General features: G+C 73.2%; 12 protein-coding genes. 7 read left to right on the forward strand and 5 right to left on the reverse strand.

What is annotated here, in order from left to right; all coding sequences use genetic code 11:
- The first annotated feature begins 9 nt into the window (after positions 1 to 9).
- Positions 10 to 630, forward strand: a complete 621-nt coding sequence (locus tag HTZ77_RS04390) for a pyridoxamine 5'-phosphate oxidase family protein (RefSeq protein ID WP_175588128.1) — start codon at positions 10 to 12, stop codon at positions 628 to 630.
- 9 nt (positions 631 to 639) lie between these two features.
- On the opposite strand, the gene HTZ77_RS04395 is transcribed toward HTZ77_RS04390, so the two are convergent.
- Together HTZ77_RS04395 and HTZ77_RS04400 are read right to left on the reverse strand one after the other, a co-directional pair.
- Positions 640 to 810, reverse strand: a complete 171-nt coding sequence (locus HTZ77_RS04395; protein ID WP_175588129.1) for a hypothetical protein — start codon at positions 808 to 810, stop codon at positions 640 to 642.
- 129 nt (positions 811 to 939) lie between these two features.
- A complete protein-coding gene (locus HTZ77_RS04400) occupies positions 940 to 1,428 on the reverse strand; it encodes an RICIN domain-containing protein (protein ID WP_175588130.1) in 489 nt (162 codons plus the stop codon).
- A 135-nt stretch (positions 1,429 to 1,563) separates the two neighbouring features.
- Between HTZ77_RS04400 and HTZ77_RS04405 the strand changes: the two genes are divergently transcribed.
- Positions 1,564 to 5,058: a protein kinase domain-containing protein gene (locus HTZ77_RS04405; protein WP_175588131.1), complete on the forward strand. Its 3,495-nt coding sequence runs from the start codon at positions 1,564 to 1,566 to the stop codon at positions 5,056 to 5,058.
- Here HTZ77_RS04405 and HTZ77_RS04410 read toward each other — a convergent pair.
- On the reverse strand, positions 5,055 to 5,528 hold the full coding sequence (locus HTZ77_RS04410; protein WP_175588132.1) for a hypothetical protein: 474 nt from the start codon (positions 5,526 to 5,528) through the stop codon (positions 5,055 to 5,057). The two genes, HTZ77_RS04405 and HTZ77_RS04410, sit on opposite strands and share 4 nt — an antisense overlap.
- Positions 5,529 to 5,571: 43 nt before the next feature.
- On the opposite strand from HTZ77_RS04410, the gene HTZ77_RS04415 reads away from it, so the two are divergent.
- From HTZ77_RS04415 to HTZ77_RS04435, 5 genes are all read left to right on the forward strand, one after another.
- Positions 5,572 to 6,684: an MFS transporter gene (locus HTZ77_RS04415; protein WP_175588133.1), complete on the forward strand. Its 1,113-nt coding sequence runs from the start codon at positions 5,572 to 5,574 to the stop codon at positions 6,682 to 6,684.
- Between the two features lie 109 nt (positions 6,685 to 6,793).
- Entirely contained in the window at positions 6,794 to 7,045 is a 252-nt protein-coding gene (locus tag HTZ77_RS04420) for a hypothetical protein (protein WP_175588134.1), read from the forward strand.
- Positions 7,046 to 7,101: 56 nt separating this feature from the next.
- Positions 7,102 to 8,505 carry a Si-specific NAD(P)(+) transhydrogenase gene (sthA, locus tag HTZ77_RS04425; protein WP_175588135.1) on the forward strand — a complete coding sequence of 468 codons (1,404 nt, stop codon included), beginning with the start codon at positions 7,102 to 7,104 and terminating at the stop codon, positions 8,503 to 8,505.
- A 50-nt stretch (positions 8,506 to 8,555) separates the two neighbouring features.
- On the forward strand, positions 8,556 to 8,750 hold the full coding sequence (locus HTZ77_RS04430) for a hypothetical protein (protein ID WP_175588136.1): 195 nt from the start codon (positions 8,556 to 8,558) through the stop codon (positions 8,748 to 8,750).
- A gap of 98 nt (positions 8,751 to 8,848) precedes the next feature.
- Complete coding sequence (locus HTZ77_RS04435) at positions 8,849 to 9,778, forward strand: DMT family transporter (protein ID WP_328808409.1); 930 nt, start codon at positions 8,849 to 8,851, stop codon at positions 9,776 to 9,778.
- A 28-nt stretch (positions 9,779 to 9,806) separates the two neighbouring features.
- On the opposite strand, the gene HTZ77_RS04440 is transcribed toward HTZ77_RS04435, so the two are convergent.
- Both HTZ77_RS04440 and HTZ77_RS04445 read right to left on the reverse strand, forming a co-directional pair.
- Complete coding sequence (locus HTZ77_RS04440; protein ID WP_175588138.1) at positions 9,807 to 10,637, reverse strand: DoxX family protein; 831 nt, start codon at positions 10,635 to 10,637, stop codon at positions 9,807 to 9,809.
- 35 nt (positions 10,638 to 10,672) lie between these two features.
- Positions 10,673 to 12,202, reverse strand: coding sequence for an MFS transporter (locus HTZ77_RS04445; protein ID WP_175588139.1), 1,530 nt, complete (start codon positions 12,200 to 12,202; stop codon positions 10,673 to 10,675).
- Between the last annotated feature and the right edge of the window lie 202 nt (positions 12,203 to 12,404).

Genomic DNA, 12,404 nt, shown 5'->3' on the forward strand with positions numbered 1-12,404 from the left:
GGAGATCGCATGAGCTGGGTCGAGATCACCTCCGAGTCCGAGCTGCGCGAGCTGCTCGGTGACGTGATGCCGCGGGCCGCCACCAAGGAGCGGGTGCGCCTGCACGAGCGCGACCGGCAGTGGCTGGCCCTGTCGCCGTTCTGCCTGATCGCCACCTCGGCCGCCGACGGATCCTGTGACGTCTCACCCAAGGGCGACCCGGCCGGGTTCGTCCACGTCGTCGACGACACCACCATCGCCATCCCCGACCGGCCGGGCAACCGGCGGGCCGACGGCTTCCGCAACCTCCTGACCAACCCGCACGTCGGCCTGATCTTCCTCGTCCCGGGCCGCAACGAGACCCTGCGGATCAACGGCCGCGCCCGCCTCGTCCGCGAGGCCCCGTTCTTCGACGAGATGATCGTCAAGGGCCACCGCCCGCACCTGGCCCTCGTGGTGGAGATCGACCAGATCTTCTTCCACTGCGCCAAGGCGTTCCTGCGCTCGGCGCTGTGGAAGCCCGACTCATGGGAGCCCGAAGCCCTGCCCTCGCACGCCCGCCTGGTCAAGGACGTGCAGGTCGTCGAGGAGTCGCTCGAACAGCTTGAGCAGTACTACGGCGAGTCGTACACCAAGAGGCTCTACGGCTGACCCGTGCCGTCAGGCGGCCGGGGTCGGGCCGCCGGGGAAGCGGATCACGTTGCGGCCGGCGTAGGCGCGCAGGTCGACCACCTTCGGGTCGGGCGGCGACGGCCTGCGCCGGTCGGCCGTGCGGATGTCGCGCACCTTGTGCCGGACGATGTGCGGCGGCACCACCGCTAGCCTCTTCATGCCGAGCCCCCCGTGATGTTCCTGTTATCTAATTTAACTACAGAAACACCAGTAAGCGCGGTGTAAGAAACGGTTCGGCGGGGAAATCATTTTTCGGCCGCGCCGAGGCGCCGCGCCCGCGCGGCATTTCTACCGGCGCAGCCACACCTGGTCGGTCTGCTCGCCGCACGGCCACTGGATGACGACCTTGCCCGGGCGCCGCTCGGCCTTGCCGACGGCCAGGCACATGCCGGTGGCCTGGTTGCGCATCCGCTGCATGCCGTCGTAGGTCCACTCCTGCTCCGAGCCGCCGTCGGTGCACGGCCACTGGATCACGCCCTCCGCCTTGCGGGCCGAGGCGCGCGGGACAGCCAGGCACATGCCGGTCTTGGCGTTCGTGAGCCGTCCGTGGTTATAGATCCACTTCTGGTCTTTGTTGTCCGAGCACGGCCACTGGATGACCTTCTTGCCGGCCCGTACCTCGCTGCGGCCGACCGCCAGGCACATGCCGGTGGCGGCGTTCGCGAGCCGGGACCCGGCGGACGCGGAGGAGGAAGCCGAGGCGGGGAGGGCCGTGAGGGACACGACGGCGGCGGCCGCCGCGGTGAGGGCGAGCAGGCGCTGAGGGGAGGTGAGCACGATGGGCTCCTTCCGTGATGTTCGTGATGTTCGTGAAGAACGTGTCGATCGGGTGAGATGCACGCTTCGCCCGATTGGTTGGATCTTTTTTCGGGCGGCGGCAACCAGCCACCGGGGCGCGGCATCTAACCCGCCGTGGAAACGCTCAGCGCGGGGGATCCGCAGCGGCTCGGCCCGTACTGGCTGGCCGGGCGGCTCGGCTCCGGCGGGCAGGGCATCGTCTACGAGGCCTACGACCCCGAGGGGCACCGGGTCGCGCTCAAGATGCTCCACCCGGCCGGCAACGGCATGGCGGGCCGGCTGGCCAAGGAGGCCACGGCCGCGCGCCGGGTGGCGTCGTTCTGCACGGCGAAGGTCCTGGCCGCCGACCTCGACGGCAGCCGGCCGTACATCGTGTCCGAGTACGTCCCCGGACCCAGCCTCCGGGACGCGGTGGCCGAGGGGCGGCGATTCGCGGGCGACGACCTGCACCGTCTGGCCACCGCGGTCGCCACCGCGCTCACCGCGATCCACGACGCGGGCGTCATCCACCGCGACCTCAAGCCCGACAACGTGCTCCTCGGGCCGGACGGCCCCCGCGTGATCGACTTCGGCATCGCCCGTACCCTCGACATGTCCCTCACCAGGACGGGTGAGGTGGCGGGCACGCCCAGCTACCTCGCGCCCGAGGTGTTCGCCGGGCAGCGCGCGGGCACTCCCGCCGACGTCTTCGCCTGGGGCGCCACCATGATGTTCGCGGCGACCGGCCAGGACCCCTTCCACGCCGACAACCTCGGCGGCGTCATGCACCGCGTGCTGTCCCACCACCCCGACCTGAGCGCGCTGCCGCCCGGGCTCGCCCCGCTCGTCGGCGCCGCCCTGCGCAAGGAGCCGGCCGCCCGGCCCGCGGCCCGCGACCTGCTCCTCGCTCTGGTCAGCGGCGACTCCGCCGACCTCGGCGGACTGCTGGCCGAGGGCAGCCGCGCGGCCGGCGGCGTGGCCGCCCCCGGCCCGGCCGACCCGGCTCTCGGCACGATCGCCGAGGACGCCTACGGCTCGCTCGGCCCGGAGGAGCGCGACCTGGCGGCGGAGGTGTTCCTGCGGCTGGTCGCCATCGGCGAGGACGGCCGGCAGACCGGGCGGGCCGCCTCGCACGACGAACTGTTCGAGGGACGTCCGGAGCACGAGGCGGAGGCGGTGCGCCGGGTGCTGCGCGCGTTCTCGTACGTCGTCTCCGCGGACGGTCACACCGTGGAGCTGTCACGCCCGGCGCTGCTGCGCGCCTGGCCGCGGCTGCGCATGTGGGTCAACGCCGACCGGGACGGGCTCGCCGTGCTCGGCGAGATCAACCGGGCGGCCCGGCACTGGGCGGAGCACGGCCGGCGCGACGCCGACCTGCTCCAGGGCAGCCGCCTGGAGCAGGCGCTGCGGTGGGCCGCCACCGGCCGCCGCCACGTCACGCTGACCCCGCGCGAACGCGACTACCTCCAGGCGGGCACCGACCTGGCCCGCCGCCGGACCCGCCGGCGCCGGCTCACCACGGTCGCGCTGGCCGGGATGCTGGTCGTCGCCCTCGCCGCCGGCGGCGTGGCGGTGTGGCAGGGGCGGCAGACCGCCCGCCAGCGCGACATCGCCGTCGCCAGGCAGGCGGCGGCCGAGGCGGACCGGCTGCGCACCGTCGACCCGGTCACCGCGATGCGGCTGAGCGTCGCCGCCTGGCGGCTGTCACCGCAGCCGGAGGCCCGCGGCAGCCTGATGGCGTCGCTCCAGCAGCAGGAGACGGCGGTGTTCCGGGACCCGCCGGTGCAGGGCCTCGCCTACCGGGCGCTCAGCCGCGACGGCCGCACGCTGGTCAGCGTCAGCAAACAGGGGGTGAACGTCTACGACGTGCGGACGGGCCGGCGCGTCGGCGGCTGGAAAGGGCTGGACCTCAAGGGGGAGATCGCCTTCGGCCCGGTGCTCAGCCCGAGCGGCCGCCTGCTGGCGCAGTCCACGCCGGAGGAACTCGGCGTCTGGGACCTCACCACGGGCAGGCGCGTCTACCGGGAGAAGCTGGAGCCGGGGGGCGGCGGCGGCCAGTACCCGCTGTTCGGTGAGCACGAGACGACCCTGCTCGTGGTCTACTTCGACGGCCTGTCCCACCTGGTCGACCTCAGGACGGGCAGGCGGTTCGGCAAAGCGCTCGTCAGGAAGGACGGCAGCGAGGCCCTCCCGGACGACCTGCTGGTGGACCCGGCCGGTCGGCGGATGCTGGTCACGGAGGGGCGGCTCGACGCGATGTCGCTGCCCGGCTGGAAACGGGAGCGGCCCTACCCCGCCTGCCGCACCGAGTCGGCCGTGGTCGCCTTCAGCCCCGACGGGCGGACCCTGGCCTGCGCCCGCGACGGGATCACGGTGGTCGACGCGGCCACGGGGCGGGTGCGCGCCAGGGACGACGAATGGTCCTGCGACGTGTGCGGCCGGCCCGGGCCGCGGATGCGTCTGGACGACCGGCACGCGGTCGTCTTCGCCCGCCGGGACCTTCAGGTGTGGCGCATCGCCGACCACAGGGAGGTGCTCACCTACCGGGCCGAGGGCGACCTGACCGACGTCCGGCTCGATCCCGACGGACGGACGCTGCGTTACCTCATGGACGACGTGGTCGTGAGCGTGGACCTGGGCCCCCGGGTGACGTCCACCCGGGTGAGCAAGGACGCCGAGATCCGCTTCAGCCCGACGGGACGCTGGGCCACCGTGGCCGGCTACGAGGCGACGAGCCTCAGGCTGATGGACCTCCGGACGCACCGGGACGTCGCCACGTTCGCCAAGGGCTCCGAGGACCCCGTGGTGCCGGGCTTCGACGAGCGGCGCGGCCGCCTGGTCCTGGCGGGGGCGCAGAGCAAGGTCAGGCTCATCGACCTCAGAACCTCGCGACAGGTGTGGGCGGTGCGGACACCGGAGTACAACCTTCCCGAACAGGTGGTGTTCTCTCCGGACGGCACGAAGGTCATCATGTCGATGGGCCCGGAGGGGCAGTCGGGGCCCTTCCGGGTGATGGTGTACGACGCGGCGACCGGGCGAACCCTGCACGCCTATCGCACGACCGTGCGCGGCGGGCCCCTGACCAGGGACGGCAAGACTCTCGTCACCGGCAGCGGCACGTACTTCGACCTGACGACGGGCAAGCAGGCCGGCACCGGGTTCGCCGTCTCCGAGGAGGGCTACAGTCCCGCGCTGAGCAGCAGGGGCGTCATCGCGATCGGCCAGGACGAGGACGGGCGCATCGCCCTGTGGCAGTACGATCCCCGCGGCCCCACGCCGATCCGCCCCGCGCTGCCCCGCGCGGCGGGATCGGTCGTCCTGCTGGCCTTCTCACCCGACGGCGGCACCCTCGCCACCCTGACCAACAGCGGGAAGGTCCAGCTCTGGGACCCCGCCGGCAGGCGCCGGCTCGGCGGCTCCTTCGACCTGCACACCCTGCGGGAGCCCGAGGCCCTCACCTTCAGCGCCGACGGCCGCACCGTGTACGCCGCCGTGGACGGGACCGTCCACCAGGTGCCGGTGGACCCCGAGCAGGTGGCGGCGGCCGTGTGCCGGCGCGCCGGCGGCGCCCTGCCCGAGCGGGACTGGGCAGCCCACCTGCCGGACGTCCCGTACCGGGAGACCTGCTAGCCCTTGCAGTTGCCCCAGGACTTGCGGCCGCCCCACGCCTCGACCCGGTTGTCCGGGGTGCGGGTCCAGCCCTCGTACTTCACGCACTTCCAGCTGCCGTCCACGTGCCCGGTCTCGGCGTAGAACTGGTACTTCTGCACGTCCTCGGACCGGCCGCCGCCGCGCACCTCCAGGCTGGCGCCGGTGACCGTGCGCGTGCCGGTGAAGCGGGTCTTGATCGCGGCCACGCAGTTCTCGCCGCTGCTCCTGCTGTACATGAGGTACACGTGCCCGAACACCGATCCGTCGCGCGTCGTCATGGCCCGGTGGCCGTCCTTGACGCGGTGGAATCCGGACCCGCACACGCGCTCGGGCGTGTAGGCCGCCGACGCGGCGTAGGCGGGGGCGGGGACGGCGGCGATCCCGGCGGCGACGAGGCCGACCGCGACGATCGTACGCTTGAGCACGAGGTTCCCTTCGTCGAACAACATCGTCGATCTTTACCATGGCTTGACAGTCGTGCGAGGGAGATTCGTGAAATATCGGGGGCTTCCGCTCATCCTGGTCTGCGGCGCGTGGGGCGTGTTCTGGGGCGCCTGGTCGGCCCTGCTGCCCGCGCTGAAGGACCAGCTCGGAGCCTCCACCGCCGACCTCGGCGCGGTCCTGGCGGCGGTGCCGGTCGGGGCGATCCCGGCGATGGCCGCGACCGGCCGGCTCGCCCGCGGGCGCGAGCGCGACGCCCTCTTCCTCGCCTGCGCCGCCTTCGGCCTGAGCGTCGCCGCCGTCGGATGGACGTCGTCGCTCGTGGCCCTCGGCGCGGCCCTGCTCGTGCTCGGCGCGGCCAGCGGGGCGCTCGACGTCGCCCTCAACCTGGCCACCGGGAGGGCGGAGCGGGAGACCGGGCGGCGGCTGTTCCAGCCGGTCCACGCCGCCTTCCCGCTCGGGGTCATCCTCGCCGCCCCCGCCACCGGGCTGGCCCGCCAGCTCGGCCTCGGCACCACGGCGGTGCTCGCCGCGCTGGGCGCCCTCGTGCTCGCCGCCTCGGCGTCCCTGCTCCTGCTGCCGCTCGGACGCGGTGCCGTCGGCGCGGGCACGGCCGGCGGGCGGCGGCGGTGGCGCGCGGCGGCCCTGCTGGGCGGGCTGACGGCGTGCGCGCTCGTCATCGAGAACGCGGTGGAGCAGTGGTCGGTGCTGCTGCTGGAGGACCACCGGGCCGCCTCGGCGCTGGCCGCGAGCGCGGCCCCGGCCGTGTACATGGGGGCGCAGACCGTGGGCCGCCTGGCCGCTCAGGCCCTGCCCCGCCTGCCGCAGCGCGCGCTCCACCTCGTCGCCGGCCTGGGCGGGGGAGCGGGGATCGCCCTCGCGGGCTGGGGCGGCCCCTCGGGGTCCGTGCCGGTCTCGCTGGCCGGGTTCGCCCTCACCGGGCTCGCCCTGGGGCCGCTGGTGCCGGCCGTCCTGAGCCGGGCCGCGGCCGACGACCCGAGCGGGGCCCTCGTGTCGAGTGTCTCCGTCGTGTCGTACACCGCGTTCGTGGTCAGCCCGCCGCTCGTGGCGGGGCTCGCGGCCTGGCTCGGCCTGCCGGCCGCTCTGTCGGCCCTCGCCCTGCTCGCGCTCCCGCTGCTGGCCCGCGCGGCCGTCGCCCGCTGAGCGAACGCCGGGGGAACACCGGGGGAATATGGCGCTCTGTTGGGGCAACAGTGGCGTCCGGCGGGGTATGTCCCTGCGGCGTACCGGTGACAGCGCGAGGGGGAACACCATGGCCGTCTGCGAGACCTGCGGCAACGACTACGACATGGCCTTCGAGGTGCACGCCCAGGGGGCCGTCCACACCTTCGACTCCTTCCAGTGCGCGATCCACGCCATGGCGCCCATCTGCGAGCACTGCGGCGCACGCGTCATCGGGCACGGCGTCCAGGCGGGCGAGCACTGGTACTGCTGCGCCCACTGCGCCCGCCAGGAGGGCAGCGACGGGATCGTGGACCGGGTGATGGCCGGCATGTCCGGCTGAATCCTCCCGGCCGTCACGCGATGGCGGGAACGGCCCGCGCGAGGGACACTGGAGATGTGGCCGACTTCGACGTAGCCGTCATAGGCTCCGGACCCGGCGGGCAGAAAGCGGCCATCGCCGCCGCCAAGCTCGAGAAGCGGGTCGCCGTCATCGAGCGCCGCAACATGATCGGCGGCGTGTGCATCAACACGGGCACGATCCCGTCCAAGACCCTGCGCGAGGCCGTCCTCTATCTCACGGGTCTCAACCAGCGCGAGATGTACGGCCAGAGCTACCGGGTCAAGGACGAGATCACGGTGGGCGACCTGGGCATCCGCACCCAGCACGTCATCGGCCGCGAGATCGACGTGATCCGCAGCCAGCTCTCGCGCAACCACGTCGCCGTGCTGCCCGGCACGGCCCGCTTCGTCGACCCGCACACCCTGGACGTGATCGACGAGCAGGGCCGCGACGTCAAGATCACGGCGGACAAGATCATCATCGCGACCGGCACCCGGCCGGCCCGCCCCGACTCCGTGGAGTTCGACGAGGAGACCGTCATCGACTCCGACGGGATCGTCAACCTCTCGGCGGTCCCCGGCTCGCTCATCGTCGTGGGCGCGGGGGTCATCGGCATCGAGTACGCGTCCATGTTCGCCGCCCTCGGCACCAAGGTCACGGTCGTCGAGCGGCGCGAGCGGATGCTCGACTTCTGCGACCTGGAGATCGTCGAGGCGCTGAAGTACCACCTGCGCGACCTCGCGGTCACCTTCCGCTTCGGCGAGTCGGTCGCCGCCGTGGAGCGCCGGGCCAGGGGAGCGCTGGCGCTGCTGGAGAGCGGCAAGAAGATCCCGGCCGAGACCGTCATGTACTCGGCGGGGCGCCAGGGCATGACCGACGGCCTGTGCCTGGAACTGGCCGGCCTGTCGGCCGACGACCGCGGCCGCATCCAGGTGGACGAGCACTACCGGACGGTCGTCCCGCACATCTACGCGGTGGGCGACGTCATCGGGTTCCCGTCGCTGGCGGCCACCTCGATGGAGCAGGGCCGCATCGCCGCCCACCACGCCTGCGAGGAGCCGCTGGCCGGCATCCACCACCTCCAGCCGATCGGCATCTACACGATCCCGGAGATCTCCTTCATCGGCCGCACCGAGGACGAGCTGACCAAGGCGCAGGTGCCGTTCGAGGTGGGCATCTCGCGCTACCGCGAGCTGGCCCGCGGGCAGATCATCGGCGACACGTACGGCATGCTCAAGCTGCTGGTCTCGCCCGAGGACCGGTCGCTGCTGGGCGTGCACGTCTTCGGCACGGGCGCCACCGAGCTGCTGCACATCGGCCAGGCGGTCATGGGCTGCGCCGGCACCATCGACTACCTGGTGGACGCGGTCTTCAACTACCCGACGCTGGCCGAGTCGTACAAGGTGGCGGCCCTCGACGCGATGAACAAACTCCGCCGCGTCGCCCGCTTCGAGCTGTGACCCCAGACCTATGATCGACTTCCTCGGGCGGGGGGCCGTACCATCGCGTGGTGAAGTTCGACAGACGCCTCAGTCCCGTCACGGTCGGGGTGCTCGTCGCGGGGAGCGTGCTGTCCTTCGTGGCGGCGGCGTTCATCTTCCTCACGCTGCCCGACGTCCCGCTCGCCGCCAATGCTCTGATGATGGTGTCGTCCGCTGTCGTGATCACGGGCTTCGTCCTGTCCACGCGTGACAGATTGCGCTGAGGCGATACATATCTAAGGCGACAAATACGGAAATATCCCTACGCATGCTGCCGGATCCGGCCGTTACGCTCCTCGGGGTTCACCGAGTGGAGGCAAGGGTGCGGATCAAGGGCGCGGGACGGTGGCTGCCCGCCTTCCTGGTGCTGGCGGCCATCTGGGGCAACAGCTTCTTCTTCATCAAGGTCGCCGTGGAGGTGCTGCGGCCGCTCCAGGTGTCGTTCGCGCGGATGGTGCTGGGCGCCGCCGCGCTGCTCGCGGTGGTCGCCGTGAGCCGCAGGGGCCTGCCGCGCGACCCGCGCCTGTGGGGTCACTTCCAGGTCGCGTCCGTGGTGCTGACGACGGTCCCGTTCACGCTCTTCGCGTACGGCGAGCAGTACGTCTCCTCGGTGGTCGCGTCGATCTGGAACGCCACGACGCCGCTGTGCACCCTCGCCTTCACCCTGCTGCTGCGGGCGGAGCGGCCCACGGCGGGCCGGGTGGCCGGGCTGGGTCTCGGGTTCGCCGGGGTCATGGTCGTGCTGGGCGTGTGGCAGCCGATGGCGGGCGGGCAGCTCGCGGGCAGCCTGGCCTGCTTCGGCGCCGCCGTGTGCTACGGCGTCGGCGCCGCCTACATGGGCCGCTTCATCACCGGGCGCCGCTCCGAGCCGCCCGTGGTGCTCGCGGCCGGCCAGCTCCTCAGCGGCGCCGTGCAGGTCGGCGTGGTCACGCTGGTGGCCGGCGTGCCGCTGGTGGACACCTCGGCCCCGGCCCGGGTGTGGTGGAGCCTGGTCGCGCTGGGCTGCCTCGGCACGGGGCTCGCCTACCTGCTGCTGTACCGGGTGCAGGGCCAGGCCGGGGTGACGACGACCTCGACGGTGACGTACCTGATACCGGTGTTCGCGGCGGCGTCGGGCGTGGTGGTGCTGGGCGAGACGCTGAGCTGGAACCAGCCCGTGGGCGCCCTGGTCATCCTCGCGTCCATCGCCCTCAGCCAGGGGGCCGTCCGCCTCGCCCGCGAACGCGACCGGCCGGGCGTACCGGCGCGCTGAACGGCGCCGCGGGACGGTCGGCGGGAGGTCACTCGTCGGGCTGGGTGCGGCGGGCCCGGGGTGTGGGGGGCTTCTTGCGGCCCGCCACCAGGGTGTCGCCGGGCGAGGGGGACGTCGAGGGCTCGTCGGCCGGCGCCGGCTCGGGGGCCGGGCGGCGCGGGCGCGGATGGGGCGCCGTGTCCTGCTGGTCGCCCTTCTCGGCGTCCGTACGGGCCCGGGCGCGAGCCGCCGAGGCCGCCGGTCCGGTGCGCGTCGTCGCGCTCGATCCCGTCCCCTGCTCGCCGGACGTGCCGGGAGTCTGGGCCCCGCCGGACGTGCCGGGCCCCTTGCCGCTGGACGCCGCGCCGGGCGGCCGGGCCGTGTCCGCGTCCCGGGCGGCGGTGTCCGCGGCGGCGTCGGGGTCGCGCAGCGAGGCGATGACCCGGTCCGCCTCCGTGTCGGCCGCGAACTCACTGGCCGCCTCCGACTCCCGTCGCCGGATCACCACCATGTGGTCCACCGACACCCGGCCGGCCCCCACGACGGCCAGCAGCAGCGCGGCCACGCCGAGCAGGACCAGCTCGTTCACGGTGATGGGGTTGAGCGGCGGCGCCACCAGGAACACGGCCAGCGCCTCGGCGAACAGCACCAGCCCCGTCAGCGCCACCAGCAGCCCGGCGATCAGCAGCGCGCCGCCGATCAGCTCGGCCAGCATGGTGACCGTGGCCCAGGCCCGCGGCGCGGGGGCGCCCTGCTGGGCGAAGTGCATGCCGGTGGTCTTCAGGCCGTCCTCGAGCTTGTGCCAGCCGTTGGCGAAGAAGATGCCGCCGACGCCTAATCGGGCGACGAGCGCGGCGAGATCATGGAGGGCCTGTCTCACGGTAGTTGTCTGCCCGGAGCGGGACATCGCACACCTCAATCACGGCGCAGCAGCATGGCCACGGCTATGGCGGTCAGGCTGAGCAGGACGATGCTCACCACGACCGTGGTGTGCAAGGCGTTGACGAAGGCCCACCGGGCGGCCGTGAGCAGCGCGTCGCCCGCGCCGCCGCCGACCTGGTGGGCCACGTGGGCGGCGCCGGCCAGCGACTGCCGGGCCTGGTCCATGCCCGCGCCGGGCACGCCGGGCACGGACGGCAGGCCGGGCGCGTACACGATGGTGGTGATCGTGCCGAGGACGGCCACGCCGAGCCCGGCGCCGAGCTCGTAGGCGGTCTCCTCGACGGCGGCGGCGCCGCCCGCCCGCCCCTCGGACACCGACGACATGATCGTGTCGGACGCGGCCAGCAGCGCCACCTGCACGCCGAACCCGATGCCGACGAAGCAGACGCCGAGCATGACGGGATGGCTCTCGACGCCCCAGCTCAGGGTGGGGGTGAGGGAGAGGGCGACGAGCCCGAGGCCGCCGCTCATGGTGGCGCGCATGCCGGCGCGCGGCAGGATGTGGGCCGCGGCGAGCCCGCCGGCGACGGCCGACAGCACCAGCGGCAGCATCCGGACCGCCGCCTGGGGCGGCGAGTCGCCGAGGACGAGCTGGAGGTACTGGGCCAGCATGAGCTGGAGCCCCACGAGGGCGAACACGCCCAGCAGCACCCCGGCCACGCCGGTGGCGAACGCCCGGTTGCGGAACAGGCCGATGTCCAGCAGGGGAGCCGCCAGCCGTGACTGCCGCCGGACGAACCACACCAGCAGCGCCAGCCCGGCCACGAAGACGGCCACGGACGCGCCGAACGGCATGAGGGTGCCCGAGCCCGCCTCCTTCAGGCCGAACGCGAGCGCCAGGATGCCGAGCACGGACAGGACGGCGCTCAGCCCGTCCCAGGGCCTGCTCTCGTCCCGGCGCGAGTCGGGCAGCAGCCTCGCCGCGGCGGGCAGCAGGACCAGCAGGATCGGCACGTTGATGAGGAAGACGGCGCCCCACCACACGCTCACGAGCAGGCCGCCGATCAGCGGGCCCACGGCGGCTCCGGCGGCGGCGACCGCGCTCCAGATGCCGAGCGCGACGGCGCGTTCGCGGCGGTCGGTGAAGACCTGGCGGATCAGCGACAGCGTGGCCGGCATGATCATGGCGCCGCCGACGCCGAGCAGCGCCCGCGCCAGGATGAGGAAGAGCGGGCCGGGGGAGAGGGCCGCGGCGGCCGAGGCGACCCCGAACAGCACGTAACCACCCAGGACCAGCCGTTTGCGCCCGTAGCGGTCGCCGAGCGTGCCGAACATGATCAGCAGTGGCGCGACCACCAGGGAGTAGACGTCGATGATCCACAGGAGCTGCACGGCCGACGGCTCCAGCTCCGCGGTGAGGGCCGGCACGGCGATGTGCAGGACTGTCGCGTCGACCGTGATGAGCAGGAGGCTCAGGCAGAGCACCAGGAGGATCGCCCAGCGGCTGTCGGGGTTTCGCCGAGCCCCACGCCGTACGAGGGGTGCGGCCTGTGTGACGGTCATGGACCTCCTTGCCGGCCGATCCGTCCACAACGGGCCCGCGCGTGCCTGTGGTCGCCGTGAGTGCGGGAGCCCGACGGTTCGTGCCTGTGCTCTCTGCTGCTCTCCGCGCCCGCCGGGACGCCGCGTGGTCGAGACGCTGCCTGGCGGGACGCTGATGGTGGGAAACGCTGCCTTCGGGCTCCTCCGCTCCAGCTTGCGTGGC

Origin of the sequence: Nonomuraea montanisoli, from assembly GCF_013363975.1 — a bacterium.
Taxonomy (GTDB): Bacteria; Actinomycetota; Actinomycetes; order Streptosporangiales; family Streptosporangiaceae; genus Nonomuraea; species Nonomuraea montanisoli.

Coding starts and splice junctions, on each gene's coding strand:
- HTZ77_RS04390 (WP_175588128.1), top strand. CDS start 10: ATGAGCTGGGTCGAGATCACCTCCGAGTCCGAGCTGCGCGAGCTGCTC.
- HTZ77_RS04395 (WP_175588129.1), bottom strand. CDS start 810: ATGAAGAGGCTAGCGGTGGTGCCGCCGCACATCGTCCGGCACAAGGTG.
- HTZ77_RS04410 (WP_175588132.1), bottom strand. CDS start 5,528: ATGTTGTTCGACGAAGGGAACCTCGTGCTCAAGCGTACGATCGTCGCG.
- HTZ77_RS04420 (WP_175588134.1), top strand. CDS start 6,794: ATGGCCGTCTGCGAGACCTGCGGCAACGACTACGACATGGCCTTCGAG.
- HTZ77_RS04445 (WP_175588139.1), bottom strand. CDS start 12,202: ATGACCGTCACACAGGCCGCACCCCTCGTACGGCGTGGGGCTCGGCGA.